Source organism: Pseudomonas jinjuensis, from assembly GCF_900103845.1.
In the GTDB taxonomy this organism is placed as follows: Bacteria; Pseudomonadota; Gammaproteobacteria; order Pseudomonadales; family Pseudomonadaceae; genus Pseudomonas; species Pseudomonas jinjuensis.
Genome location: NZ_FNIJ01000007.1, coordinates 15347 through 42152 on the forward strand (window position 1 = coordinate 15347; position 26806 = coordinate 42152).

Here is a 26806-nt window from a genome sequence, read left to right on the forward strand (position 1 = left end):
ACGAAAGCCCCGCCGAACCCTAGGGTGGATGAGTCTCCTTTCATCCACCATTGCGGGGCCGCATGCGCGGCCATGGTGGATCGATGGAGCCTGATCCACCCTACGCGAACCCCTCCAGCACGATCTTGCCCTTGGCCCTGCCGCTCTCCAGCAGCGCATGGGCGCGGCGCAGGCTGGCGGCGTCGATGCGGCCGAAGTGTTCGCCGAGGGTGGTCTTCAGCACGCCCTGGTCGATCAGCTCGGCGACCCGCTCCAGCAGGCGGTGCTGCTCGATCATGTCCGGGGTCTGGAACATCGAGCGGGTGTACATGAACTCCCAGTGCAGCGACAGGCTCTTCTGCTTGAGCAGCCGCACGTCGAGGCTTTCCGGATCGTCGATCAAGGCCAGCCGGCCCTGCGGGCGCAGCGCCGCGACCAGTTGCGGCAGGTGCGCGTCGGTGTGGGTGAGGCTGGCGACGTGGGTCACCTCGGGGTGGCCGATCCGCCGCAGTTCCTCGCCCAGCGGCTTGTCGTGGTCGATCACGTGGTGGGCGCCGAGTTCGAGCACCCACTGGTGGGTTTCCGCGCGGGAGGCGGTGCCGATCACCGTCATCCCGGTCAACTGGCTGGCCAGTTGGGTGAGGATCGAACCCACGCCGCCGGCGGCGCCGACGATCAGCAGGCTCTGCCCGGCGCTGGACTGGCCCTCGGTGATCTGCAGGCGGTCGAAGAGCAGTTCCCAGGCGGTGATGCCGGTCAGCGGCAGCGCCGCGGCCTGGGCGAAGTCGAGACTTTGCGGCATGTGCCCGACGATGCGCTGGTCCACCAGCTGCAATTCGGCGTTGCTGCCCGGGCGGGTCAGGTCGCCGGCGTACCAGACCCGGTCGCCGGGGCGGAACAGGTGCACGTCGCTGCCCACCGCGCGGACCACCCCGGCGGCATCCCAGCCGAGCACCTTGTATTCGCCCGCCGGCGGTTCGGCGCGCATGCGTACCTTGGTGTCCACCGGGTTCACCGAAATCGCCCGCACCTCCACCAGCAGATCGTGCGGCCCGGGCGTGGGCTCGGGCAGCTCGATGTCGAGCAGCGCCTCGGGGTGGTCGATGGGATGGCTGCGGGTGTAGCCGACGGCTTTCATGGGGCGGACCCTCGATGCGGTTCGTCAGGCATCTCAGTGTAGGGCGAATGGCGCGGCGATGGCGGCGGATGACGCTGGCGCGTCATGCGCCCTACGCGGAGCACGGCACCCCTGTAGGAGCGGGCCATGCCCGCGACCGCGCGGACAGCGCGTCTCTACAACGTCAAAGCGGCCGATAACGCAGCATCGCCTCGCTCAGTCCCCAGCCACTGCCGACCGCGAGCACCGCCAGGGCGGCCGGCAGGATCAGCCACCAGATGCGCGGCGACAGCGCCGGCAGCGGGTCGCGCCACTGGGTCAGGCCCAGGCAGGTGGCGCACACCGCGGCGGCGAGCAGGGCGCCGGCGATGATGTCGCTCGGCCAGTGCGCGCCGAGGTAGACCCGCGACAGGGCGATGCTGGCCGCCGGGATCAGCGCCAGCAGCAGCCAGGTCAGGCGCACCCGCGGGGATTTCTCGCGGCTGGCGAGCAGGCCGAGGACCAGGAAGAAGGCGAAGGACGCCGAGCTGTGCCCGCTGGGCATGCTGAAGGCGGCCAGCGGATCGGCGATCACCTCCGGACGGGCGCGGCCGAAGAGCTTCTTCAGGGGGTCGTTGAGCAGCGCGGTGCCGAGCATGCAGGCCGCGGCGAAGGCCGCGTGGCGCCACTGGCGCAGGATCAGCAGGAGGACCGCGAGCAGCACGCCGGCGGCCAGTTGGGTGCGCAGGTCGCCGATCCGGGTCACCGCCACCATCAGCTGGTTCGCCCAGGACGAGCGGTTCTCCTGCACCAGCGCCATCAGGCCGTGGTCAAGGGCGTCGAGGTGTGGCCAGCCGATCAGCAGGGCGAGCAGCAGGACGAAGCTCAGCCCGGCGCCCAGCGCGGAGGTCCAGCGGTGCTGGCCGAGGTTGGCGCGGATCAGCAGGCCGATCAGCAGTGCCAGGCAGCCCGCCACGACCCCGGCTTCGGCCCAGAAGCCCGGCGGCAGCGGCAGGCGCATCGCCGCACCGGTGGCCCAGCCCGGCAGCAGGTAGGCGACCGACCAGCCGGCGGCGGCCAGCGTCGACACCGCGAGGAAGCGGCCGAACGGCATGTCGAGCATGCCGGCGACCATCGGCAGGAACGGCCGCAGCGCGCCGATGAAACGGCCGACAAGCAGGCTGGCGACGCCGTAGCGGGCGAAGAAGGTTTCCGCGCTGGCGATCCACACCGGATGGTGGCGCAGCACCGGCAGGCGGCGGATGTTCTGGTGGAAGTGGCGGCCGATCCAGTACGACGAGATGTCGCCGAGCATGCCGCCGGCGAAGGCCAGCAGCAGGGTTTCGCCGAGGCCCAGCGTACCGCTGCCGGCCAGCACGGCGATGGCGAAGAGCATCACCACGCCGGGCAGGAGGATGCCGACGATGGCGGCGCATTCGAGGAAGGCGACGACGAACAGCACCAGCGCCAGCCACTGCGGGTTGGCGCCCATCCAGGCGTTGAAGGCTTCGAGGTTCATCGCAGGTGGGCGTCCTGGCTGCCGAGAAGGTGGAAATCCCTGCCTTCGACCTGTCCGCGGCGCAGCGGGTTGCGCGTGCAGAAGGGCGCGAAGGCGGCGTCGACGAAGCGGTAGGGCAGGTGCTCGTCGCGGCCGTGGGGAATGCCCAGGCGGGTGGTCTGGATGACCTGCGCGGGATGTTCGCCGATGTCGTCGACGAACAGCCGCTGCGGGTCGAAGCGCCGCGCGTCCCAGTCCGGCACCTTGAGGCCGAGGGCCTTGCAGAGGAGCGTCTGGCCGGCGCAGAGCCTGCCGTTCGGGCGCGCGCCGCCCTGGCTGTCGGGATTCAGGCGCTGCATGCAGGCCAGCGCCTCGTCGCCGGAGACGCGGTCCAGCCAGGGATGCCCGGACTTGATCAGCACCGCGTTGCCGGCGCCGCCGGCGCTGAAGTTCAGCGAGTCGCCGCCGCGCGCGTAGTACATATAGATATGCCCGCCGTCGAGGAACAGCGCCTTGCGCTTCTCGGTGTAGCCGAGGGAGGCGTGGCTGCCCCGTTCCGCCAGGTAGTAGGCCTCGGTCTCGATGATGCGGGCGGACAGCCAGAGGTCGCCGCGGCGGTGGCGGATCACCTTGCCGAGCAGTTCGCGGGCGACCTGCAGCGCGTCGCGGTCGAAGAAGCTGTCCGGCAGCGGATTGGCTTCCGGCCAGGGCAGGCTGGGGATGGTCATGGTTCGAGTTCCGGGTCGGCCATCGAGGCCGGGGATGATACTTTGCACGCCCGCCGCCGGTCACGACGCAGGCTTTCTGTAACGGAGGGTTGCATACCGGCCGGCTGCTGTGGCTGGGCGGGAGGGGGCGGGGTCGCTATAATCGCGCATTTCCCTCACGCCAGACGCCGAGACCATGACCGAGTCCGTCCTCGACTATATGAGCCGCCTGGGCCGCGCCGCCCGTGAAGCGTCGCGCGTCGTCGCGCGCGCAACCACCGCGCAGAAGAACCGTGCCCTGCTGGCCGCCGCCGATGCCCTGGACGCCGCCCGCGCCCAGCTGACCGCCGCCAACGAAAAGGACCTGGCCAACGGCCGCGCCAACGGTCTGGAGCCGGCCATGCTGGATCGCCTGGCCCTGACCCCGGCGCGCATCGACGACATGATCGAGGGCCTGCGCCAGGTCGCCGCACTGCCGGACCCGATCGGCGAGATCCGCGACATGCGCTACGTGCCGTCGGGCATCCAGATCGGCAAGATGCGCGTGCCGCTGGGCGTGGTGGGGATCATCTACGAATCGCGGCCGAACGTGACCATCGATGCCGCCAGCCTGTGCCTGAAGTCGGGCAACGCGACCATCCTGCGCGGCGGTTCCGAGGCGATCCACTCCAACCAGGCGATCGCCGCCTGCATCCAGGCCGGTCTGGCCGAAGCCGGCCTGCCGGCGAGCGCCGTGCAGGTGGTGGAAACCACCGACCGCGCCGCCGTGGGCGCGCTGATCACCATGCCCGAGTACGTCGACGTGATCGTCCCGCGCGGCGGCAAGAGCCTGATCGAGCGCATCAGCCGTGACGCCAAGGTGCCGGTGATCAAGCACCTGGACGGCATCTGCCACGTCTACATCGACGTCGCCGCCGACCTGGACAAGGCGATCCGCGTCGCCGACAACGCCAAGACCCAGCGCTACGCGCCGTGCAACACCATGGAAACCCTGCTGGTGCACGCCGCCATCGCCGAGCGCGTGCTGCCGCCGCTGGCCGCGATCTACCGCGACAAGGGCGTGGAACTGCGCGGCGACGCCGCCACCCGCGCGCTGCTGGGCAGCGACGTGCTGGTGGCGACCGAGGACGACTGGCGCACCGAGTACAACGCGCCGATCCTGTCGATCCGCATCGTCGACAGCCTCGAACAGGCCATCGAGCACATCAACACCTACGGCTCGCAGCACACCGACGCCATCATCACCGAGAACTTCACCGACGCCCGCCGCTTCCTCACCGAAGTGGATTCGGCCTCGGTGATGGTCAACGCCTCGACCCGTTTCGCCGATGGCTTCGAATACGGCCTGGGCGCGGAGATCGGCATCTCCACCGACAAGCTGCACGCACGCGGTCCGGTCGGCCTGGAAGGCCTGACCAGCGAGAAGTACGTGGTGTTCGGCGACGGTCACGTACGCACCTGATGGGCAACGCGGGCTCCCGGCGGATCGGCCTGTTCGGCGGCACCTTCGATCCGGTGCACATCGGCCACCTGCGCAGCGCGCTGGAGGTCGCCGAACAGCTCGGGCTCGACGAACTGCGCCTGCTCCCCAGCGCGCGGCCGCCGCACCGCGAGACGCCGCAGGTGTCCGCCGCGCAGCGGCTGGCGATGGTCGAGCTGGCGGTGATCGGGGTCGATCCGCTACGGGTCGACGACCGCGAGCTGAAGCGCGACAAGCCGTCCTACACCATCGACACCCTGGAATCCGTGCGCGCGGAACTGGGCGGGAACCACCCGCTGTTCCTGCTGATGGGCTGGGATGCCTTCTGCGGGCTGCCGACCTGGCATCGCTGGGAAGAACTGCTGGAGCACTGCCACATCGTCGTGCTGCAGCGCCCGGATGCCGACAGCGAGGCACCGGAAGCCCTGCGCGACCTGGTCGCGGCACGCAGCGTGGCCGATCCGGGCGCGCTGGGCGGGGCGGGCGGGCAGATCGCCTTCGTCTGGCAGACGCCGCTGGCGGTCTCCGCCACGCAGATCCGCGACCTGCTGGCGCAGGGACGTTCGGTCCGCTACCTGGTGCCGGACGCGGTATTCAACTACATCGAGGCGCACGGGCTGTACCGGGCGCCAAACTGAACCAAGCAATTAGAGAGTCACTCATGCAAACCGAACAACTGGTCGATCTGACCATCCTCGCTCTGGAAGACCTGAAGGCGCAGGACATCACCGTCATCGACGTGCGCGACAAGACCAGCATCACCGACGTGATGGTGATCGCCACCGGCAGCTCCAGCCGCCAGGTCAAGTCGCTGGCCGACAACGTGCTGGAGAAGGTCAAGGAACAGGGCGTCAAGCCGATCGGCAGCGAAGGCCAGGAAGGCGGCGAGTGGGTGCTGATCGACCTGGGCAACGTCGTGGTCCACGTCATGCAGCCGGCCACCCGCCAGTTCTACGACCTGGAGCGCCTCTGGCGCGGCGCCGAGCAGAGCCGCGCACACCACCAGGAGTGATGCGGCCGTGCGTCTGCGTCTGATCGCCGTCGGCTCGCGCATGCCGCGCTGGGTGGAGGAGGGCTGGCAGGAGTACGTCAAGCGCCTGCCTTCCGAGCTGTCCCTGGAGCTGGTGGAGATCCCGCTGAACACCCGTGGCAAGAACGCCGACGTCGCCCGCCTGATCCGCCAGGAAGGCGAGGCGATGCTGGCGAAGGTGCAGCCCGGTGAACGGGTGGTGACCCTGGAGGTCGAAGGCCGTCCATGGAGCACCGAGCAGCTGGCGAAGGAGCTGGACCGCTGGCGTCTCGATGCGCGCACCGTCAACCTGATGGTCGGCGGCCCCGAGGGCCTGGCGCCGGAGGTCTGCGCGCGCAGCGAGCAGCGCTGGTCGCTGTCGCCGCTGACCCTGCCGCACCCGCTGGTGCGCATCCTGGTCGGCGAGCAGATCTACCGGGCCTGGACGTTGCTGTCCGGGCACCCCTATCACAAGTAGTCGTCGATGCCCCAGCCGATCCAACTGAAAGACCACGAGAAGGACGCGCGCCAGGTCCGCAGCCGGGTCATCGTCGGCGCGGTGGCGATCTTCCTTCTTGCGCTGGTGCTGGTGGCGCGCATGTACCACCTGCAGGTGACGCAGTACGACTACCACTCCACCCTGTCGGAGAACAACCGCGTCCACGTGCAGCCGATTCCGCCGAATCGTGGGCTGATCTTCGACCGGAACGGGGTGATCATCGCCGATAACCGCCCCAGCTTCAGCCTGACCATCACCCGCGAGCGGACCCAGAACCTGTCCGAGGTGATGCAGACGCTGGTCGAGGTGCTGGGCCTGACCGAGGAAGACCGGGCGATCTTCGAGAAGCGCATGAAGCAGGGGCGCCGACCGTTCGAGCCGGTGCCGGTGATGTTCGAGCTGTCCGAGGAGCAGATCGCCCGCGTCGCGGTGAACCAGTACCGCCTGCCCGGCGTCGAGGTCACCGCGCAGTTCGTGCGCCACTACCCGATGGGCGAGCACTTCGCCCATTCGGTCGGCTACGTCGGGCGGATCAACGAGGCGGAGCTGAAGAAGCTCGACCCGGTGGCCTATTCCGGCACCCACCACATCGGCAAGACCGGCGTGGAGAAGTTCTACGAGAACGAACTGCACGGCACTGTGGGCTACGAGGAAGTCGAGACCAACGCCCGCGGCCGCGTGCTGCGCGTGCTCAAGCGCACCGAGCCGGTATCCGGCAAGGACATCGTGCTGAGCATCGACAGCAAGCTGCAGGCCGCCGCCGAGGAGGCGCTGGCCGGGCGCCGCGGCGCCATCGTGGCGATCCAGCCGTCCACCGGCGAGGTTCTGGCGATGGTCAGCCAGCCGAGCTACGACCCCAACCTGTTCGTCACCGGCATCAGCTTCAAGGCCTACGCCGAGCTGCGCGACTCCATCGACCGTCCGCTGTACAACCGCGTGCTGCGCGGGCTGTACCCGCCGGGCTCGACGGTGAAGCCGGCGGTGGCCATCGCCGGTCTCGATGCCGGCGTGATCACCCCGACTTCGCGGGTGTTCGACCCCGGTTATTACCAGTTGCCCAACTATGACCACAAGTACCGCAACTGGAACCGCTCGGGCGAAGGCTGGGTGAACCTGGAGCTGGCGATCATGCGCTCCAACGACACCTACTTCTACGACCTCGCCCACAAGCTCGGCATCGACCGCCTGCACGACTACATGAGCCGCTTCGGCTTCGGCCAGCGGGTGGCGCTGGACATGTTCGGCGAGGCGGAAGGGCTGATGCCGTCGCGCGAGTGGAAGCGCGCGCTGCGCCGCCAGGCCTGGTTCCCCGGCGAGACGCTGATCCTCGGCATCGGCCAGGGCTACATGCAGGCCACGCCGCTGCAGCTGGCGCAGATGACCTCGCTGATCGCCAACCATGGCAAGTGGATCCGCCCGCACCTGGCCAGGACCATCGACGGCCAGCCGCCGGTCGACCCCGATCCGATGCCGGACATCGTCCTGCGCGACCCGGGCAACTGGGAAATGATCGACAACGACATGCAGCAGGTGGTGCACAACGCCCGCGGCACGGCGAAGAAGGTCGGCGACAAGGCGCTCTACCGCATCGCCGGCAAGTCCGGTACCGCGCAGGTGGTGGCGATCCGCCAGGGCGAGCGCTACGACCGTTCCAAGCTGCTCGAACGCCACCGCGACCACGCGCTGTTCGTCGGCTTCGCCCCGGCGGACAATCCGCAGATCGCCATCTCGGTGATGGTGGAGAACGGCGAGTCCGGCTCCGGCGTCGCCGCGCCGATCCTCAAGGCGGTGGCCGATGCCTGGCTGCTGGACGAACAGGGCCGGCTGAAGCCCGAATTTGCCCCGCAGGTGACGGCGGAGTCGAAGCCGTGAGTGAATCCACATGACGATGAACGCCAACTTCGACCGCACCCTGTCCAACGAGGACGTGATGCGCCGCCGTGCCAGCCTGCTGCAGCGCCTGCACATCGACGGCCTGCTGCTCCTGCTGCTGCTGATCCTCGGCGCGGCGGGGCTGTTCGTGCTGTATTCGGCCAGCGGCAAGAGCTGGGACCTGCTGCTCAAGCAGGCCACCTCCTTCGGCCTCGGGCTGGGCGCGATGATCGTCATCGCCCAGCTGGAGCCGCGCTTCATGGCGCGCTGGGTGCCGCTCGGCTACCTGATCGGCGTGGCGCTGCTGGTGGTGGTGGACGTGATGGGCCACAACGCCATGGGCGCGACGCGCTGGATCAACATCCCCGGGGTGATCCGCTTCCAGCCGGCGGAGTTCATGAAGCTGCTGATGCCGATGACCATCGCCTGGTACCTGTCCAAGCGCAGCCTGCCGCCGGGGCTGAAGCACAGCCTGATCAGCCTGGCGCTGATCGTGGTGCCCTTCGTGCTGATTCTCAAGCAGCCGGACCTCGGCACGGCGATGCTGGTGCTGGCCTCCGGCTCCTTCGTGCTGTTCGTCGGTGGGTTGCGCTGGCGCTGGATCATCATGGCGGTCTCGGCGGCGGTGCCGGTGGCGGTGGCCATGTGGTTCTTCGTCATGCACGACTACCAGAAGCAGCGCGTACTGACCTTCCTCGACCCGGAAAGCGACCCGCTCGGCACCGGCTGGAACATCATCCAGTCGAAGGCGGCGATCGGTTCGGGCGGCGTGTTCGGCAAGGGCTGGCTGCTCGGCACCCAGTCGCACCTGGATTTTTTGCCGGAAAGCCACACGGACTTTATCATTGCCGTGCTCGGCGAAGAGTTCGGCATGGTCGGCGTGTGCCTGCTGCTGGTGCTCTACCTGCTGGTGATCTATCGCGGCCTGGTGATCACCGTCCAGGCGCAGACGCTGTTCGGCAAGCTTCTGGCCGGCAGCATTACCATGACCTTCTTCGTGTACGTATTCGTCAACATCGGCATGGTCAGCGGCCTGTTGCCCGTCGTGGGCGTGCCGCTGCCCTTCATCAGCTATGGGGGAACTTCGCTGGTGACGCTGATGTCAGGGTTCGGGGTTTTGATGTCGATCCACACTCACCGGAAATGGATCGCCCAGGTTTGAAGACAAAAGTGAATAAAGGAATGCAGACACTGCGCGCATGGGCGGCCAGGGGCGTCCATTGGCTTGGTCTTGCGGGGATGATCGGCCTGTCCGGCACCGTCCACGCGGGCGACTACGATGGCTCGCCGCAGGTGGCGGAGTTCGTCGGCGAGATGACCCGCGACTACGGCTTCGCCGGCGAGCAACTGGTCGCGCTGTTCCGCGACGTCGAGCGCAAGCAGTCGATCCTCGATGCCATTTCCCGCCCCGCCGAGCGCGTCAAGACGTGGAAGGAATACCGGCCGATGTTCATCAGCGACGGGCGCATCTCCCGTGGCGTGAGCTTCTGGAACGAGCACGCCGACGCCCTGGCCCGCGCCGAGAAGGAATACGGCGTGCCGGCGCAGTACATCGTCGCGATCATCGGCGTGGAGACCTTCTTCGGCCGCAATACCGGCAACTTCCGGGTGATGGACGCGCTGTCCACCCTCGGTTTCGACTATCCGCCGCGCGCCGATTTCTTCCGCAAGGAGCTCAAGCAGTTCCTCCTGCTGGCCCGCGAGCAGCAGGTCGACCCGCTCAGCCTGACCGGCTCCTACGCCGGCGCCATGGGCCTACCGCAGTTCATGCCGAGCAGCTTCCGCGCCTACGCCGTGGATTTCGACGGCGACGGCCACATCAATATCTGGAGCGACCCGGACGACGCCATCGGCAGCGTCGCCAACTACTTCAAGCAGCACGGCTGGCAGACCGGCGAACCGGTGGTGTCGCGCGCCGAGCTGGGCACGCAGAGCGCCGAGGAAGCGCTCACCCAGGGCCTCGACCCGCAGATGAGCCTCGGCCAGCTGCGCAGCGCCGGCTGGCGCACCCATGACGTGCTGCGTGACGACCAGATGGTCACCGCGATCCGCTTCGAGGGCGGGCAGGGCGTCGAATACTGGGTCGGGCTCCCCAACTTCTACGTGATCACCCGTTACAATCGCAGCGCCATGTACGCCATGGCGGTCCATCAGCTGGCCGGCGAGATCGCCCGCGCGCGAGGTGTCCATTGAACGACCGACTGAGCAGTCCGGGCCTCTGGTCCGCCGCCCTGTGCTTCGGCCTGACCGCCGCCCTGCTCGCCAGCTGCACCAGCAGCCGCGCGCCGCAGCCGACCCAGCCCAGCGCTGGAATTTCCGGCCCGTCCGACTACAACCGCCCGCACCGCGACGGCGCGCCCTGGTGGGACGTGGACGTCTCGCGCATTCCCGACGCCGTGCCGATGCCGCACAACGGGCCATTCAAGAACAACCCCTACACGGTGCTGGGCAAGACCTACTACCCGCTCAACGACTCGCGCAGCTACAACGTGGTCGGCACCGCGTCGTGGTACGGCACCAAGTTCCACGGCCAGGCCACCGCCAACGGCGAGCAGTACGACCTCTACGGCATGACCGCCGCGCACAAGACGCTGCCGCTGCCGAGCTACGTGCGGGTGACCAACCTGGACAACGGCAAGAGCGTGATCGTGCGCGTCAACGATCGCGGGCCGTTCTATTCCGACCGGGTCATCGACCTGTCCTTCGCCGCGGCGAAGAAGCTCGGCTATGCCGAAACCGGCACCGCGCGGGTCAAGGTCGAAGGCATCGATCCGCAGCGCTGGTGGGCGCAGCAGGGCCGCTCGATGCCGCTGGTCATGGCGCCGCCGAAGATGGCTGCGGCGCAGCCCGCCGCCGTGCAAGCGCAGGCGGTGGCCATGGCCCAGCCGGTCGAGGTCTATACTCCGCCGCCGGCACAGCACGCCGCGCCGGTCGTGCCGGTACAGATCGACGCAAAAAAAAACGCTTCACTACCAGCCGATGGCCTGTATCTCCAGGTGGGTGCCTTCGCCAACCCGGACGCTGCAGAGCTGCTCAAGGCCAAGATCGGCAGCCTGACGGGAGCCCCGGCGTTCGTCAGCTCGGTCGTGCGCAACCAGCAGACCCTGTACCGGGTGCGCCTGGGGCCGATCGGAACGCAGGCTGAAGCGAGCCGGATGCAGGACAGCATCCGCGTAGCCAATCTAGGGACCCCCACACTGGTGCGGCCGGACTAGCCCGCGCGGCCCCCAGGCTCTTTCCCGCAAGGGATCATTTGACCATTAGTTAGCGACCCAGAGAGACGGATGAACATCACCACCTTCGCCAAACGCCTGTCAATGCTCGTCCTGCTGGCCACTCCGGTGGCCGGCTGGGCGGCTGAATCCATGGTTCCGGCCGCGCCGCAGCTCGCAGCCAAGGCCTACGTGCTGATGGACGGGGCCAGCGGCCAGGTCCTGGTCGAGAACAACGCCGACGAGCGCCTGCCGCCCGCCAGCCTGACCAAGCTGATGACCGCCTACATCGCCACCAAGGAAATCGAAGGCGGCCGCATCAAGGAAAGCGACCTGGTCACCGTCAGCGAGCACGCCTGGCGCACCGGCGGTTCGCGCATGTTCATCCAGGTCGGCAGCCAGGTTTCGGTCAGCGACCTGCTGCACGGCATCATCATCCAGTCCGGCAACGATGCGTCCGTCGCCCTGGCCGAGCACATCGCCGGCAGCGAAGACGCCTTCGCCGACATGATGAACACCACCGCGCAGAAGCTGGGCCTGAGCAACAGCCACTTCATGGACGCCACCGGCCTGCCGAATCCGGATCACTACTCCTCGGCCCGCGACATGGCGACCCTGGCCCGCGCCATCATCTACGGCGAGCCGAGCCACTACGCGATCTACGCGCAGAAGGAATTCCTCTGGAACAACATCAAGCAGCCGAACCGCAACCTGCTGCTGTGGCGCGACAAGACCGTCGACGGCCTGAAGACCGGCCACACCGAGGAAGCCGGCTACTGCCTGGTGGCCTCCGCCATGCGTGACGGCCAGCGCATGATCGCCGTGGTGTTCGGCACCAACAGCGAGCAGGCCCGCGCCGCCGAGACCCAGAAGCTGCTGACCTACGGCTTCCGCTTCTTCGAATCGCAGACCTTTTACAAGAAGGGCACCGAGCTGACCAAGAGCCTGGTGTGGAAGGGCGCCGAGTCCGAAGTGAAGGCCGGCCTCGCCGAAGACCTGACCATGACCGTACCGCGCGGCCAGCTGAAGAAGCTGCAGGCCAGCATGGTGCTCGAGCCGCAACTGATGGCGCCGATCCAGCAGGGCCAGGTGATCGGCAAGGTCGAAGTGAAGATGGACGACAAGGTGATCCGCACCTCGGACCTGATCGCCCTCAACGCGGTCGAGGAAGGTGGCTTCTTCCGCCGCATGTGGGATAGCATCCGTCTATTCTTCTACGGCCTGTTCAACTGATCGTTCCACTCCAGGACGCCCCAACCCGGGGCGTCCTTCCTGATGCGGACCACGAGCCCGCCGCAGCCATGACCGATACCGAAACTCCTGCCCCGAAAATCGAATTTCCCTGCGAACGCTACCCGATCAAGGTGATCGGCGACGCCGGCGACGGTTTCTCCGATCTGGTGATCGAGATCATCCAGCGCCATGCGCCGGATTTCGACAGTTCCACCCTGACCATCCGCGACAGCCGCAACGGCCGCTTCCTCTCCGTGCAGGTGTTCATCACCGCCACCGGCGTCGAGCAGCTGCAGAACATCCATGCGGACCTGCGCGCCACCGGCCGCGTGCACATGGTGCTTTGATGCGCTATCCGGTGCTGGGTTTTCGCGAACTCGGCGTGCTTCCCTACGAGCCGACCTGGCATGCCATGCAGCGCTTCACCGCCGGGCGGGATGCGCAGACGCCCGACGAGGTCTGGCTGCTCGAACACGAACGCGTGTTCACCCAGGGCCAGGCCGGCAAGGCCGAGCATGTGCTGTTCCCGGGCGACATTCCGGTGGTCAAGGTCGACCGCGGCGGCCAGGTGACCTACCACGGCCCCGGCCAACTGGTCGCCTACCTGATGCTCGACGTGCGGCGCTCCGGCATCGGCGTGCGCGAACTGGTGTCGCGCATCGAGCGAAGCCTGATCGCCCTGCTCGAAGGCTACGGCGTGCAGGCGGCGTCCAAGCCGGACGCGCCGGGCGTCTACGTGGACGGCGCGAAGATCGCCTCCCTCGGCCTGCGCATCCGCAACGGCTGCTCCTTCCATGGCCTGGCCCTGAACGTGGACATGGACCTGGAACCCTTTCGTCGTATCAATCCCTGCGGCTACGCAGGCATGGCAATGACCCAGCTCAGCGAGCTGGCAGGCCCCCTCACCGTGGCCGAAGTGCGCGAGCGTCTGCGTGGCGAACTCGTTTCACACCTTGGCTACGCAGAACAGAAGACCCTCATGGGCGGGATCGAAATCTGATGAGTACCGTTGAGACTGCCGGCAAGCCGGCCAAGGTGGAAGTCGGCGTGAAATTGCGCGGCGCCGAGAAGGTGGCGCGCATTCCGGTGAAGATCATCCCCACCGAAGAACTGCCGAAGAAGCCTGACTGGATTCGCGTGCGCATCCCGGTATCGCCGGAAGTCGACCGCATCAAGCAGCTGCTGCGCAAGCACAAGCTGCACAGCGTCTGCGAAGAGGCGTCCTGCCCCAACCTCGGCGAGTGCTTCTCCGGCGGCACCGCGACCTTCATGATCATGGGCGACATCTGCACCCGCCGCTGCCCGTTCTGCGACGTCGGCCACGGCCGGCCGAAGCCGCTGGACGTCGACGAGCCGAAGAACCTCGCCATCGCCATCGCCGACCTGCGCCTGAAGTACGTGGTGATCACCTCGGTGGACCGAGACGACCTGCGCGACGGCGGCGCCCAGCACTTCGCCGACTGCCTGCGCGAGATCCGCCAGCTGTCCCCGGGCGTCCAGCTCGAGACCCTGGTCCCGGACTACCGCGGGCGCATGGACATCGCCCTGGAAATCACTGCCAACGAGCCGCCGGACATATTCAACCACAACCTTGAAACCGTACCGCGCCTGTACAAGTCCTCGCGCCCGGGCTCCGACTTCGAATGGTCGCTGGACCTGCTGCAGCGCTTCAAGCAGATGGTCCCGCACGTGCCGACCAAGTCCGGCCTGATGCTCGGCCTGGGCGAGACCGACGACGAGGTCATCGAAGTCATGCAGCGCATGCGCGAGCACGATATCGACATGCTCACCCTCGGCCAGTACCTGCAGCCGTCGCGCAACCACTTGCCGGTGCAGCGCTTCGTCCATCCGGACACCTTCGCCTGGTTCGCCGAGGAAGGCGCGAAGATGGGCTTCAAGAACGTCGCCTCCGGCCCGCTGGTGCGTTCCTCCTACCATGCCGACCAGCAGGCACACGGCGAGAAGATCGGCTAGTCCGCCGATACCTCTGCAAAGGAACGCCGCTTTCCCGTGAGGGAAAGCGGCGTTTTCGTTTGTGGGTTATGCACCGTCATGGTGCTGCACGCACTGCAATGGTGCGTCCAGTGTCAGCTAAAAAGCTTTTGGATATAAGGGGTTACGTCAACTCGTGATGTGAACTGCTGCCGATTGCCAAGTATTTCGGAGTTATTGGTATTACCAGATCAGAAATTTCCTTCAACTGTGCTGGAAAGGCCTGATTCCTCCTCGTATTTGCTCCCCGATAGAGTCGTCCCAGGCATGGACGATGGTCCCAGGATGGATCCGGTCCTGCCGAGTGAGCCTCCTTCAGGAGGCGCCAGCACAGAGCCAATCGAGGAAATTTGAGATGAAAAAGCTTCATGCCGCCGTCGCCCTGGTCGCCCTGGGGTTGGGCAGCAACGCCTTCGCCTATGACGCACTGGTGAACTTCAATGGCGAGGTGACGGACCAGACCTGCAAGATCGACGGTAGCGACAGCGCTGTCACCAAGACCGTCAACCTGCCCACCGTGAGCGTCAATGCGCTGGCAAACGTGGGCGACTGGGCGGGGCGGACTCCGTTCAACTTCCAGCTGACCGACTGCAGTTCGGCGCGTGCCACGGCGCACTTCGAGCCGGGCCCGACCATCGATACCGGGAACGGCAACCTGAATAACCAGGCTTCCGGTGGTTCGAACGCGCAGATCCAACTCCTCAACGACGGCTTCACGCCGATCAACCTGGCCACCAATACCGGTTCCCAGACGGTGGACACCTCCAGCGGCAGCGCGACTCTGCAGTACTACGCCCAGTACTACGCCAAGGTCGCACCAGCGACCGCCGGTCTCGTGACGTCCAGCGTCTACATGACCCTCGACTATCAGTAAGCCTCGTTCCGGGGCCTCGGCCCCGGACGTTTTTCGCGATTTGAATTGTGGTGATGCGATGCGCAGGTCCCTTTCCCGTACGCTCCTGACTTCCCTGGCCGTTACCGTTGCCCTGTCGTCCATGGCGGCGCAGGCCAATGTGGTGATCACCGGAACCCGCGTGGTCTATCCCGCGAACGAGCGGGAAGTCACCGTGAAGCTGACCAATGCGGGGACAACCCCCGCCCTGGTGCAAGCCTGGGTGGACAGGGGAGACCCCAAGACCCGTCCCGAGAAGTCCGACGCTCCGTTCGTGGTGACCCCACCGGTCGCCAGGATCGACGCAAGCAAGGGACAGACGCTGCGCGTCGCATTCACCGGCGAGTCCCTTCCCGGCGATAGAGAGAGCGTGTTCTGGCTGAATGTTCTGGATGTCCCGCCACTGCCCACGCAGAAGGACATCAACTACATGCAGGTGGCCTACCGCTCGCGGATCAAGCTGTTCTATCGCCCGGCGGGCTTGCCCGGCAATCCCTCGCAGGCGGCCGAAAAGCTGGCATGGACACTGACGCCGGACGGTCACGGTCTGGCTCTGCATTGCACCAATGCCAGCGCCTACCACCTGTCCCTCGGCAAGGTGACGTTGCACATCGCCGGCAAGCGCTTCACCAGCGATGTCGATGGCATGGTCAGGCCGGGTTCCGCCATGAATTTTCCGTTGAAGGGACTTGCCACTCCACCAACCGGCGAGATGAAGGTCACCTACAGCTGGATCAACGACTACGGTGCGTCGATCCAGGGTGAGTCTCTACTGCGACGCTGATCCAAGTATTACAGCCCATCGCTTCTTCCTTATTTCTCGCGTCTTTCCGGGATGAACGTCCCGGCTGCCGCACGGCATTCGCATGCCCGGCAGGCGAAGGGGAATCATGAACAGGATCAGAAGTTTTCAACGAATTTCCCGCCTTGGAAATGCTGGGAGGCGGGAGTGCGGACTGCGTTCCGCCAGGCCATGGTTGATGCTGGGAATGCTGTCTGCCGTCGGCCTCTGTGCCGAGGCGCTGGGGGATGTTTCCAACCAGTTCGCTGCCTTCAACCCCAGCTTCTTCGGCAATGGCGAGGGTGACACCTCCGTCGACCTCTCGCGCTTCGAGAATGGCAACCCCGTCGATCCGGGCAACTACCGGCTGGATGTCTACGTCAATGGCAACTGGATCGGCCGGCAGGACGTGCGGGTCGTCAGCGGGGAGGGCAAGAACGCTGCGCCCGGCTACTGCTTCAAGCGCAGCCAGCTTCGCGCCATGGGTGTCGATTTCACCAAGCTGCCCGAGGGCAGCCAGGGTAACGGCACTGAGCCGGAATGCCTGGATCTGCAGCAGACCGTTCCCGGCAGCACACTGGATGTCGACATGTCCGAACAGCGCGCCAACATCAGCGTGCCGCAGGCTTATGCAGGCCGGCGCGCGCGCGGGTATGTCGATCCCGGTGAATGGGACGGGGGCGTGACCGCCGGCTTCCTTTCCTACAATGCCAACGTCTTCCGGACCGACAGCAGCGATGGCGCCGATAGCACCCAGTACTACACCGGCCTCAATGCAGGCTTGAACCTGAGCGACTGGCGTTTGCGCTACAACGGCTCGTACAACCGCAGCCAGACCCAGGGCGCTCCTTCCACCAGCAATTACGACTCGCTGAACGCCTATGCGCAGCGGGATATCACCGCCCTGAAGTCGCAACTGACCCTGGGTGAGTACTACAGCCCGAGCGACCTGTTCGACAGCGTTCCCTACACCGGCGTCCAGCTGGGATCGGACGATCGCATGCGTCCGGATTCGCAGAACGGCTTCGCGCCGACGATCCGAGGCGTTGCCGATACCAATGCGCGGGTCACGGTCAAGCAGGGCGAGAACACCCTGTACGAGACCACGGTGGCGCCCGGCCCGTTCGTCATCGATGACCTGTACAACACTGGCTATGCCGGCGACCTGACGGTGGTAGTCACGGAATCAGACGGTCGTGTGAAGTCATTCCTCGTACCCTATGCGTCGGTGTCGCAGTTGGTGCGCCCCGGGGTTAGCCGCTACAACATCACAGCCGGCCAGTATCGCGACGACAACCTGCACGATGCGCCCAACTTCCTGCAGGGCACCTACCAGTACGGCGTCTCCAACCTCATGACCGCCTATGCCGGGGGCATCGTCGCGGAGAACTACCTGTCCGGACTGGGCGGCTTGGCTTTCAGCACGCCGTTCGGCGCATTGGCGGCGGATGTCACTCATTCCCAGGCCAGTGGCCTGCCGGACACCATCGACACCAGCAGTTCCATGAGCGGGCAGAGCTACCGGCTCACCTACAGCAAGCTGCTGGACGCCACCAGCACCAACTTCACGGTGGCTGCCTATCGGTTCTCCAGCGAGGGTTTCCTGAGCCTGCAGGACTATGCATGGCTCAGCGACAGCGACGATCTGAACTATCAGATATATCGCCAGCGCAACCGTTTCCAGCTCAGCGTCACCCAGCCGCTGGGTGAGTACGGCAGCTTCTACTTTACCGGTTCCAAACAGAACTACTGGAATCGCAGTCAGGCCGATACCACCTTCCAGGCCGGCTACAACACCGGCTTCAGTTGGGGCAGCCTCGGTTTGTCGGCCTCGCGCACGCGAAATGAGGACGGCAACTTCGACAGCACCTACATGGTGACCGTCAACCTGCCCATCGGCGCCGCCTCGTCGAGTCCGATGTACCTGAGCACCACCGCCAGCTATTCCGACAGCCGGAACAACAACCTCCAGACCAACCTTGGCGGCACTTTGGGCGAGCAGCACCAGCTCAGCTACAACCTCTACGCTTCGTCGTTGAAGAACGATGGCGACAGATCCGGCAGCGAAGGGTTGTCCGCCACCTACAACGCGCCGATGGCCGCCTTCAGCGCCAGTGCGAGCAATGGCGATGGCTACAGACAGGCCAGTTTCGGTGCACGTGGCAGCCTCGTGGCGCACCCCGGCGGGGTCAACTTCACCCAGGACCAGGGCGAGACCATGGCCATCGTCGAGGCCAAGGGCGCGGGCGGTGCGAAGGTGCTCAACAACGTTGGCGCCAAGGTCGCCGACAATGGCTACGCGGTGGTATCCGGCCTGATGCCCTACCGGCAGAACGATGTCGAGATCGACCCGAAGGGAATCTCTCAGGACGTGGAGCTGGAAGTGACCTCGCAATCGGTGGCGCCCCGTTTCGGCTCCATCGTCCTGCTCAAGTACCCGACGGTGACGGGAAGGCCGCTGCTCTTCCAGGTAACCCGGGATGACGGTATCGCCATTCCGCTCGGTGCCGAGGTGCTGGACGCCGATGGCAAGTCACTGTCGATGGTCGGCCAGGGCGGGCAGGTATTCCTTCGCGGCATCAAGGACCAGGGTCGGCTTCTGATTCGCTGGGGTGAAGGGGATGGGCAGAGCTGCCGCGTCGGCTACAGCGTGCCCTCCGAGCCTGAGAAGGGGGCTGCCGTGCAGAAAGTCGTAGTGCGCTGCCAGGTCGTTACCCGCGGCGGCGCCCTGGCGCTTTCCGGGACATGAGCAACCCCATCAATCGAAATGAGGTTTGACGGATGCATTGCAACCCTTTCTTCAAACTGCCATGCAGGCAGTTGGCTCTCGCACTGCTCATGCTGGCAGCGGCTCTTTCACAGAGCGGTCCAGCCTGGGCGGACTGCAAGGCGTTCAGCGGCAGCCTGCCGCAGAGCCTGAACTACAACATGAGCGTGGTGGTGCCAGCAGGCCTGTCGGCCGGGGCGACCATTCCCGGTACCTATCGACCCTTCAACATCACCGGCGCCTGCACGCCGGATGCGTGGGCTGGCCGTCCCGCTCCGGCGGTCGGTTCCACTATCGTGGCCTGCGTGGTCAGTGGAACGGCCAGCCCTGTACCGGGCATTCCCGGCGTATATACCACCGGTATCGCCGGCGTGGGCATGGCCCTGCTGGATGCGTCGGGCAACCGCCTCCTGAATGCACAGAACCAGCAGTGCGCCTCGCATTTCGGTCAGCTCCAGGGCGGCGGCGCGGCACCGTACACGCTCACCTACAACCTCAATGGGGCCATGGAGCTGGTCAAGACCTCTTCGGCCGGAACTCCGGTGGGTTCCGGCGTGCTGACCAGCGTCAACGCGGCGTGGCTGTTCGGTGTCTATGAGACGCTCTGGGTACTGAACTACAGCGACGGTGCCCTGGGGCCCTCCATGATCTCTCCAGCGGGAAACCTGCAGATATCCAGCGTGACCTGCACGGTCACCAGCCCGAGCACGGTGCAGTTGCCCAAGGTAGGGCTCTCCGCGCTGTCCCAGGTGGGGGATGTCGCCGGTGGCACGCCGTTCAATATCGGCCTGCTCTGCAACAAGGACCTGAAAGTCGGGATCAGGATGGAAGCGGCGCCTGGCGTGACCGCGATAGATCCACAGTCCGGGATACTGAGCTCCCAGGGTTCCGCCCAGGGCGTCGGCATTCAGTTGCTGAAAAGCGACTTCTCGCCCATGCCGCTCGACCAGCGCGTGGACCTGGGCAACATTTCCGCCAATGGCCAGGTCAGTTTCGGCTATTACGCCCGGTACAACAGAACGGGTACCACCCTCGCGCCCGGGACCGTGCAGAGCCAGATGGTGTTCACCTTCGATTACCAGTGATCATTGCCCGCCACGGCCGGCCCCATGGCAGGCCGTGGTTGTCGTCCCTATCTTCCGGAGCGCAGCCGGCTGAGCAATGCGGGGGTTGGATACCCATCCGCCGGGAGCCCCTGGGACTGCTGGTAGGCGCGGATGGCCTTGCGCGTATTGGCGCCGATGATGCCGTCGGCGGCTCCCGGTGAGTAACCTCGCGTGGCCAGACCTTCCTGCAGCTCGATACGCTCGCTGCGGCTCAGCGGCACGTCCTCCAGCGGCCAGTTGCCGGCGATCTGTCCGCCGCCCTTGAAGCTGTCTGCCAGCAGGCCCACCGCCAGCGCGTAGGCCGTGGAATTGTTGTACCTGAGGATGGCGCGGAAGTTGTCCGTCACCAGGAAGGCCGGGCCGCGATGGCCGGCCGGCAGCAGCAGCGAGGCGCCGGCCTGCGGGTTGGCCGGCAGGTTTCCGCTGGCCGGTTGCACGCCCAGGCTTTGCCATTCGGCGATGGGTTTGCGGATGGTCATCTCCGCCAGGGAGTAATCGAAGTTCGCCGGCAGACGTACCTCGAAGCCCCAGGTCTGGCCGGGTTGCCAGCCGGACGACTGCAGGTAGTTCGCGGTGGACGCCAGCGCGTCGGTGGGCGAGCGCCAGATGTCGCGCTTGCCGTCGCCGTCGAAATCCACTGCGTACTGGTTGTAGGTGGTCGGAATGAACTGGGTCTGCCCCATGGCGCCGGCCCATGAGCCGACCATGTAGTTCGCCGGCACGTCGCCGTGCTGGAGGATCTGCAACGCGGCGACCAACTGGCTGCGGGCGAACTCCGGGCGGCGGCCTTCGTAGGCCAGGGTCGCCAGCGAGCGGATGACGTTCTTGTCGCCCATGTGCACGCCGAAGTTGCTTTCCATTCCCCAGATCGCCACCACCGCCTCGGCGTCGACCGCATAGCGGGCGTCGATCTGGCGCAGGATGTCGGCGTTTTCCGCCAGCTTGCCCTGGCCGTTGCGCACCCGCAGCGGCGAAAGCGCACCCTCCAGGTACTGCCACACGGGGCGGACGAATTCCGGCTGGCTGCGGTCGGCCTCGATCACCGCGGGATCGGGCGTGATGCCGGCGAATGCGCGGTCGAAAGTGTCGGCGCTGATGCCGCTGGCCAGGGCGTGCTGGCGGAAGGTGTCGCGCCAGGTTTCGAAGCTTTCTGCGGGCATCGACGCCGGCACCGCTTGCGTAGCGGGTTTCGCCAGCGCGACGTTGAGCGGTTGCTGTCTTTCCGTGGAGGAGTGAGCGGGGGAGTCGGCGCAGGCGGCCAGGATTCCGATGGTGATCAACGACAAGGCCGCCAGGACGACACGGCCATTACCCGGTTCTTTCGCGAATCTGTTCCGCATCGTACTCCTCGGCGGGACGTTTTCAGGCAGGGGCTCACCTTAACACGGGCACCCGCACGCGTCCTGCCTTGTCCGGTGCGCGCGGGTGCTGGATAACTATGGGCAATCAATATTCGGAATCGTTCGACGGCTGGGTTTCCCGCTCGACCTTCGGTGCGCTCTGGTCGAGTTCCTTGAGCATGTCGTCATACGCCGCGCAGGCATCGGGGCGTTCCTCGCTCGAGCGTTCCTTGTCGATCGCCCGCAGCTTCTCGTTGAGCTTCTCGGCGCGTTCGGGATCGCTCTGGGTGATGGAGGCGACCTTGGCGGCTACCTGTTTGCCTTTGACTTCCGCGTCATGGTCGGTGCAGAACGCCCAGGCGGAGCCGCTCGCCTGCATCAGCAGGAGGGTGCAGCAGGTGGCGATGATGGGGGATTTCATGGTCGAGCCTCCGTTGCCGGTATGACCGGTGGAGCGCTCGGGCAGCGGCGAAGTTCAGCTTTTCCGCCGGCGGGAGGGAAGGGGCGCGCGGTTTTCAGGCCGCCAGAAAGAACGAAGCCTCCCAGTTGTGGGAGGCTTCGCGGCGGTAGCTGCCTTTGCCTTTCAGTGGCGTTTCCTGGCGGTTGCGGAACAGCGGTTGCGCTACCAGGGATTTGGCCTTGTTCGGCCGGCGGGTCTTCTTCGCCATCGCGGGGTCCTCGTGCGGAGCCCGGCCAAGGTGCCGGGCGAGCGCATCTTCTGCCTATCGGCAGCCGCTGTCCAGACCGTTCGTCAGTGGAGGCTTTCAGCCTGCCGGCAGACTGATGCGCTGGCCGGCGACCAGCAGGGTGAGGCGGGCGAGGCCGTTCCACGGATCGCCCGGCGCCTGGCCCTTGATCTGCGCGTCGATGAGCTGGGCGTCCAGCAGGAACTGGCTCCAGCGTGCGGCGGTGTGGCGCTGCAGGGCTTTGCCCAGCAGTGGCCGGCGCTTGTCCCATACCGGCGGCCTGGCGCTGGCGAAGACCCGGTCCAGCGGCATGCCGTCGGAATGCTGCTGGGCGAAGCCGGCCAACTGGCGGATTTCCCGGGCCAGGGCCCAGAGGATCACCGGCGGCTCGACGCCTTCGCCGCGCAGGCCTTCGAGCATGCGCAGGCTGTGCGCGGCTTCGCCGTTGAGGGCGGCGTCGATCAGGCCGAACACGTCGAAGCGCGCGCTGTCGGCCACCGCGGCCTGCACGGTGTCCACGTCGATCTGGTTGCCCTCGGCGAGCAGCTTGAGTTTCTCGATCTCCTGGGCGGCGGCCAGCAGGTTGCCTTCCACCCGCGCGGCGATCAGCTCCACGGCTTCCTGGCTGGCGGCGAGGCCGGCCTGGGACAGGCGCTGGCGAATCCACTGCGGCAGCTGGTGCGCGTCGATCGGCCAGATCTGGATGAACTGGGCGACGTCGCCGTCGATCAGGGCCTTGGCCCATTTGGTCTTCTGCGTGCTGCCGTCGAGCCTGGGCAGGCTGATCAGCAGGACGGTGTCTTCCGGCGGGCGGCGCAGGTATTCGAGAAGGATCGCGGCGCCCTTGTCGCCCGGCTTGCCGGACGGCAGGCGCAGTTCCAGCAGGCGCTTCTCGGCGAACAGGGAGAGACTGGCGCCGGCTTCGATCAACTGGCCCCAGTCGAAATTGGCTTCGGCATTGAACACCTGGCGCTCGGCGAAGTCGCGCTCGCGGCAGGCGGTGCGGATGGCGTCGCAGGCTTCCTGGCAGAGCAGGTGCTCGTCACCGCTGACCACGTAGACCGGGGCCAGGTTGCCCTGGAGATGCTTGGCGAGTTGCGCGGGATTGAGCTTCATGGGGGGAGCGGGGCCGGGTGTGCCGGCCCCGGGAACTCACTGCTGGTCCGGCAGTTCGATCGGCGACTGCTGCGGTTGCTGGGCGCGGGCGGCCTCGTCGGCGGCGCGCATGGCGTCCTGCTCCGCCTTGGCCTTGGCTTCGGCCTTCTGCTGCAGGCTGTCCAGCTGTTCAGGGGTGAGCATCTGCAGACGCATGGACAACTGCTGGACCAGTTCGCGGCGCATTTCGTTGCGCAGCTGGGCGGCTTCCTGGTCGGAGCCGGTCAGGTTGTTCTCGTCGTGCAGGTAGACCTTCTGCACCTGGATCTGGTCGGCGATCAGCAGCAGGTCGTTGCTGCCGCGCACTTCGTAGCTGAGGGTGTTGGTCAGCTCGTACTCGGCGCTGCGCGCGGCGCTGGTGTAGCTGGCGGTGCGCTGGGTGACGTCCTCGCGGGCCAGGATCAGGTGATAGGGCGCGCGGGTCACCACTTTCACGCCGCTGCTTTCCAGAACCCGGCGCAGATCCTGGACGGTCTCGCCGTAGGCGTTGCGTGCGGAAACGTCGATTTCCTTCAGCGCAAAGTTCGTCTCGCCCAGCCCGCGCAGGTGGAAGCCGCAGGCGGCCAGCACGGTGGTCATGCCGATCAGCGCGATGCCGGTCAGGATACGTTTCATCAAGCTTCCCTCACTCCTGTTGATCCATGCCCCGTGGCGCCCGGCCACGGGGTATGCGTCATGCTCAGTTGGCGACGATATTGACCAGTTTGCCCGGAACCACGATCACCTTGCGAATGGTCAGGCCATCGGTGAAGCGCAGCACGTTCTCGTTGGCGCGGGCCGCCGCCTCGACTTCCTCGCGGCTGGCGCTGGCCGGCACTTCGATATGGCCGCGCAGCTTGCCGTTGACCTGTACCACCAGTTGCAGGCTGTCCTGCACCAGCGCTTCCTCGTCGACCTGCGGCCAGGAGGCGTCGATCACCGCGCCCTGCTTGCCCAGTTCGTGCCAGAGCACGTGGCTGATGTGCGGGGTGATCGGCGCCAGCAGCAGGGTCACGGCCTCCAGGCCTTCCTGCAGCAGGGCGCGGTCTTCGGCGGTCTCCTGCGGGGCCTTTTCCAGCACGTTCATCAGGGTCATCACGGCGGCGATGGCGGTGTTGAACTTGTGATTCTGGCCGATATCCTGGCTGGCCTGGCGGATCGCCAGGTGGATGGCGCGGTGGATGCCCTTCTGCGCGTCGTCCAGCAGCGAGCGGTTCACCGCACCGACGAAGCCCTTCTGCACGTGGCCCTGGGCCAGGCGCCAGACGCGGCGGAGGAAGCGGCTCGCGCCCTCGACGCCGGAGTCGGACCATTCCAGGCTCATGTCCGGCGGCGAGGCGAACATCATGAACAGGCGGCAGGTGTCGGCGCCGTAGGCGTCGATCATCGCCTGCGGGTCGACGCCGTTGTTCTTCGACTTGGACATCTTCTCGGTGCCGCCGATTTCCACCGGCAGGCCGTCGGTCTTCAGGCGCGCGCCGATGACCTTGGCCTTGGCGTCACGCTCGACTTCCACGTCGGCCGGGTTGAACCAGTCCTTGCTGCCGTTCGGATTGGTGCGGTAGTAGGTCTCGGCGACCACCATGCCCTGGGTCAGCAGGTTCCTGAACGGCTCGTCGGAGTCGATCAGGCCCTCGTCGCGCATCAGCTTGTGGAAGAAGCGCGCGTAGAGCAGGTGCAGGATGGCGTGCTCGATGCCGCCGATGTACTGGTCGACCGGCAGCCAGTAGTTGGCGGCCTTCTTGTCCAGCATGCCGTCTTCGAACTGCGGGCAGGCGTAGCGCGCGAAATACCAGGACGATTCGACGAAGGTGTCCATGGTGTCGGTTTCGCGCTTGGCCGGCTGGCCGCATTTCGGGCAGCTGCACTCGTAGAATTCCGGCATCTTCGCCAGCGGCGAACCGGCGCCGTCCGGCACCACGTCTTCCGGCAGGACCACCGGCAGCTGGTCGGCCGGCACCGGCACGTCGCCGCAGGCGTCGCAATGGATGATCGGGATCGGACAGCCCCAGTAGCGCTGGCGGCTGATGCCCCAGTCGCGCAGGCGGAACTGGGTGCGCGCCTGTCCGAGGCCCTTGGCTTCGAGATCGGCGCCGATGGCGTCGAAGGCAGCCTGGTAGCCGAGGCCGTCGTACTTGCCGGAGTTGACGGTGACGACGGACTCGTCCTTGACGCCGTACCACTCTTTCCAGGCGGTCGGCTCGAAATCGTTGTCGACGCCGACCTGGGCGATCACCTGCTGGATCGGCAGGGCGTACTTGTTGGCGAATTCGAAGTCGCGTTCGTCATGGGCCGGAACCGCCATCACCGCGCCTTCGCCGTAGCTCATCAGCACGTAGTTGGCGATCCACACCGGCAGTTTCTCGCCGGTCAGCGGATGCTCGACGAACAGCGAAGTGGCCACGCCTTTCTTTTCCTGGGTGGCGATGTCCGCCTCGGCGACGCCGCCGCGCTTGCACTCGTCGATGAACGCCTGCAGCGACGGATCGCGCTGGGCGGCGAGGGTGGCCAGGTGGTGCTCGGCGGCCACGGCGACGTAGGTGGCGCCCATCAGGGTGTCCGGACGGGTGGTGAAGACCTTCATCTGGCCGGCTTCGCCGATGGAGGCCTGGTCATAGGGGAAGGCGATCTCCATGCCGCGCGACTTGCCGATCCAGTTGCGCTGCATGGTCTTGACCTGTTCCGGCCAGCCCGGCAGGTGGTCGAGGCTTTCCAGCAGCTCTTCGGCGTAGGCGGTGATCTTGAAGTAGTACATCGGGATCTCGCGCTTCTCGATCAGCGCGCCCGAGCGCCAGCCACGGCCGTCGATGACCTGTTCGTTGGCCAGTACGGTCTGGTCCACCGGGTCCCAGTTCACGGTGCCGTTCTTGCGGTAGATCACGCCCTTCTCGAACAGGCGGGTGAACAGCCACTGCTCCCAGCGGTAGTAGTCCGGCTTGCAGGTGGTGACTTCGCGGGTCCAGTCGATGGCCAGGCCGAGGCTGTTCAGCTGGGCCTTCATGTAGGCGATGTTGTCGTAGGTCCAGGCGGCCGGCGCGACGTTGTTCTTCATCGCGGCGTTTTCCGCCGGCATGCCGAAGGCGTCCCAGCCCATCGGCTGCAGCACGTTCCTGCCGTGCATGCGCTGATAGCGGCTGATCACGTCGCCGATGGTGTAGTTGCGCACGTGGCCCATGTGCAGCTTGCCGCTCGGGTAGGGGAACATCGACAGGCAGTAGAACTTGTCCTTGCCGTCGGTTTCCTCGACGCGGAAGGAGTTGTGTTCGTTCCAGTATTTCTGGGCCTGGGATTCGACTTCGAGGGGCTGGTATTGCTCGTGCATGGCGCTGCTTGGACCTGTGCAGAAAAGGGTGTGCAGTCGGGAAAACGGATCGCCGTTTTCGTCCTGCCGGAACCGCGCGCGGCGGGGCGGCGGATTCGCTGGCAAGTAGCTACAGAAAGCCCCGTAGCATACATGACCCCTCCCCGAGCCGGTAGCCCGCGCCGTTTGTCGCACGCTCGGTGGCTGCTGGGCCGGAACGCT

General features: G+C 66.3%; 25 protein-coding genes. 16 read left to right on the forward strand and 9 right to left on the reverse strand.

Going from position 1 to position 26806, the window contains the following annotated elements:
• Positions 1–100: 100 nt before the first annotated feature.
• The 3 genes from BLR75_RS11290 to BLR75_RS11300 all read right to left on the reverse strand — a co-directional run bounded on the left by BLR75_RS11290 (position 101) and on the right by BLR75_RS11300 (position 3301).
• Positions 101–1117: a zinc-binding alcohol dehydrogenase family protein gene (locus BLR75_RS11290; RefSeq protein WP_084314250.1), complete on the reverse strand. Its 1017-nt coding sequence runs from the start codon at positions 1115–1117 to the stop codon at positions 101–103.
• A gap of 163 nt (positions 1118–1280) precedes the next feature.
• Complete coding sequence (locus BLR75_RS11295) at positions 1281–2594, reverse strand: bifunctional DedA family/phosphatase PAP2 family protein (RefSeq protein WP_084314249.1); 1314 nt, start codon at positions 2592–2594, stop codon at positions 1281–1283.
• Positions 2591–3301, reverse strand: coding sequence for a DNA-3-methyladenine glycosylase (locus tag BLR75_RS11300; RefSeq protein ID WP_084314248.1), 711 nt, complete (start codon positions 3299–3301; stop codon positions 2591–2593). Before BLR75_RS11300 ends, BLR75_RS11295 begins: the two co-directional genes overlap by 4 nt.
• 175 nt (positions 3302–3476) lie before the next feature.
• On the opposite strand from BLR75_RS11300, the gene BLR75_RS11305 reads away from it, so the two are divergent.
• The 16 genes from BLR75_RS11305 (at position 3477) to BLR75_RS11380 (ending at position 20102) form a co-directional block, all read left to right on the forward strand.
• Positions 3477–4742 (forward strand): glutamate-5-semialdehyde dehydrogenase, encoded by a 1266-nt coding sequence (locus BLR75_RS11305; protein WP_084314247.1) that lies wholly within the window; start codon positions 3477–3479, stop codon positions 4740–4742.
• Complete coding sequence (gene nadD / locus BLR75_RS11310; RefSeq protein WP_084314246.1) at positions 4742–5398, forward strand: nicotinate-nucleotide adenylyltransferase; 657 nt, start codon at positions 4742–4744, stop codon at positions 5396–5398. Before BLR75_RS11305 ends, nadD begins: the two co-directional genes overlap by 1 nt.
• Positions 5399–5421: 23 nt before the next feature.
• Complete coding sequence (gene rsfS, locus BLR75_RS11315) at positions 5422–5772, forward strand: ribosome silencing factor (RefSeq protein WP_084314245.1); 351 nt, start codon at positions 5422–5424, stop codon at positions 5770–5772.
• A 7-nt stretch (positions 5773–5779) separates the two neighbouring features.
• Positions 5780–6247 carry a 23S rRNA (pseudouridine(1915)-N(3))-methyltransferase RlmH gene (gene rlmH, locus BLR75_RS11320; protein WP_084314244.1) on the forward strand — a complete coding sequence of 156 codons (468 nt, stop codon included), beginning with the start codon at positions 5780–5782 and terminating at the stop codon, positions 6245–6247.
• A 6-nt stretch (positions 6248–6253) separates the two neighbouring features.
• Entirely contained in the window at positions 6254–8140 is a 1887-nt protein-coding gene (gene mrdA / locus BLR75_RS11325; RefSeq protein ID WP_084314243.1) for a penicillin-binding protein 2, read from the forward strand.
• A gap of 58 nt (positions 8141–8198) precedes the next feature.
• Positions 8199–9302: a rod shape-determining protein RodA gene (gene rodA / locus BLR75_RS11330; protein WP_090416066.1), complete on the forward strand. Its 1104-nt coding sequence runs from the start codon at positions 8199–8201 to the stop codon at positions 9300–9302.
• Positions 9303–9322: 20 nt separating this feature from the next.
• Entirely contained in the window at positions 9323–10333 is a 1011-nt protein-coding gene (mltB, locus tag BLR75_RS11335) for a lytic murein transglycosylase B (protein WP_084314241.1), read from the forward strand.
• The gene (locus BLR75_RS11340) at positions 10330–11355 is read left to right on the forward strand and encodes a septal ring lytic transglycosylase RlpA family protein (RefSeq protein ID WP_084314240.1); all 1026 of its coding nucleotides are present in this window, start codon (positions 10330–10332) and stop codon (positions 11353–11355) included. Before mltB ends, BLR75_RS11340 begins: the two co-directional genes overlap by 4 nt.
• A gap of 69 nt (positions 11356–11424) precedes the next feature.
• Positions 11425–12585 carry a D-alanyl-D-alanine carboxypeptidase family protein gene (locus tag BLR75_RS11345; RefSeq protein ID WP_084314239.1) on the forward strand — a complete coding sequence of 387 codons (1161 nt, stop codon included), beginning with the start codon at positions 11425–11427 and terminating at the stop codon, positions 12583–12585.
• A gap of 68 nt (positions 12586–12653) precedes the next feature.
• Entirely contained in the window at positions 12654–12932 is a 279-nt protein-coding gene (locus BLR75_RS11350) for a DUF493 domain-containing protein (RefSeq protein WP_084314238.1), read from the forward strand.
• Entirely contained in the window at positions 12932–13585 is a 654-nt protein-coding gene (lipB, locus tag BLR75_RS11355; protein ID WP_084314237.1) for a lipoyl(octanoyl) transferase LipB, read from the forward strand. Before BLR75_RS11350 ends, lipB begins: the two co-directional genes overlap by 1 nt.
• Entirely contained in the window at positions 13585–14559 is a 975-nt protein-coding gene (lipA, locus tag BLR75_RS11360) for a lipoyl synthase (protein ID WP_084314236.1), read from the forward strand. The genes lipB and lipA overlap by 1 nt, the downstream gene beginning before the upstream one ends.
• A 373-nt stretch (positions 14560–14932) precedes the next feature.
• Complete coding sequence (locus BLR75_RS11365) at positions 14933–15451, forward strand: fimbrial protein (RefSeq protein ID WP_084314235.1); 519 nt, start codon at positions 14933–14935, stop codon at positions 15449–15451.
• A gap of 58 nt (positions 15452–15509) precedes the next feature.
• Positions 15510–16253 carry a fimbrial biogenesis chaperone gene (locus BLR75_RS11370; RefSeq protein WP_084314234.1) on the forward strand — a complete coding sequence of 248 codons (744 nt, stop codon included), beginning with the start codon at positions 15510–15512 and terminating at the stop codon, positions 16251–16253.
• 205 nt (positions 16254–16458) lie between these two features.
• Entirely contained in the window at positions 16459–18999 is a 2541-nt protein-coding gene (locus BLR75_RS11375) for a fimbria/pilus outer membrane usher protein (protein WP_084314274.1), read from the forward strand.
• Positions 19000–19031: 32 nt separating this feature from the next.
• Positions 19032–20102: a fimbrial protein gene (locus BLR75_RS11380; RefSeq protein WP_084314233.1), complete on the forward strand. Its 1071-nt coding sequence runs from the start codon at positions 19032–19034 to the stop codon at positions 20100–20102.
• 47 nt (positions 20103–20149) lie between these two features.
• On the opposite strand, the gene BLR75_RS11385 is transcribed toward BLR75_RS11380, so the two are convergent.
• From BLR75_RS11385 to leuS, 6 genes are all read right to left on the reverse strand, one after another.
• Positions 20150–21463 (reverse strand): lytic murein transglycosylase, encoded by a 1314-nt coding sequence (locus BLR75_RS11385; RefSeq protein ID WP_084314232.1) that lies wholly within the window; start codon positions 21461–21463, stop codon positions 20150–20152.
• Between the two features lie 106 nt (positions 21464–21569).
• Positions 21570–21884 (reverse strand): hypothetical protein, encoded by a 315-nt coding sequence (locus BLR75_RS11390; protein WP_084314231.1) that lies wholly within the window; start codon positions 21882–21884, stop codon positions 21570–21572.
• 94 nt (positions 21885–21978) lie between these two features.
• Positions 21979–22131 carry an alternative ribosome rescue factor ArfA gene (gene arfA, locus BLR75_RS11395; RefSeq protein WP_084314230.1) on the reverse strand — a complete coding sequence of 51 codons (153 nt, stop codon included), beginning with the start codon at positions 22129–22131 and terminating at the stop codon, positions 21979–21981.
• Positions 22132–22227: 96 nt separating this feature from the next.
• Complete coding sequence (gene holA, locus BLR75_RS11400; RefSeq protein ID WP_084314229.1) at positions 22228–23265, reverse strand: DNA polymerase III subunit delta; 1038 nt, start codon at positions 23263–23265, stop codon at positions 22228–22230.
• 36 nt (positions 23266–23301) lie between these two features.
• Entirely contained in the window at positions 23302–23919 is a 618-nt protein-coding gene (locus tag BLR75_RS11405) for an LPS-assembly lipoprotein LptE (RefSeq protein WP_084314228.1), read from the reverse strand.
• A gap of 64 nt (positions 23920–23983) precedes the next feature.
• The gene (leuS, locus tag BLR75_RS11410; protein ID WP_084314227.1) at positions 23984–26605 is read right to left on the reverse strand and encodes a leucine--tRNA ligase; all 2622 of its coding nucleotides are present in this window, start codon (positions 26603–26605) and stop codon (positions 23984–23986) included.
• Positions 26606–26806 lie beyond the last annotated feature (201 nt).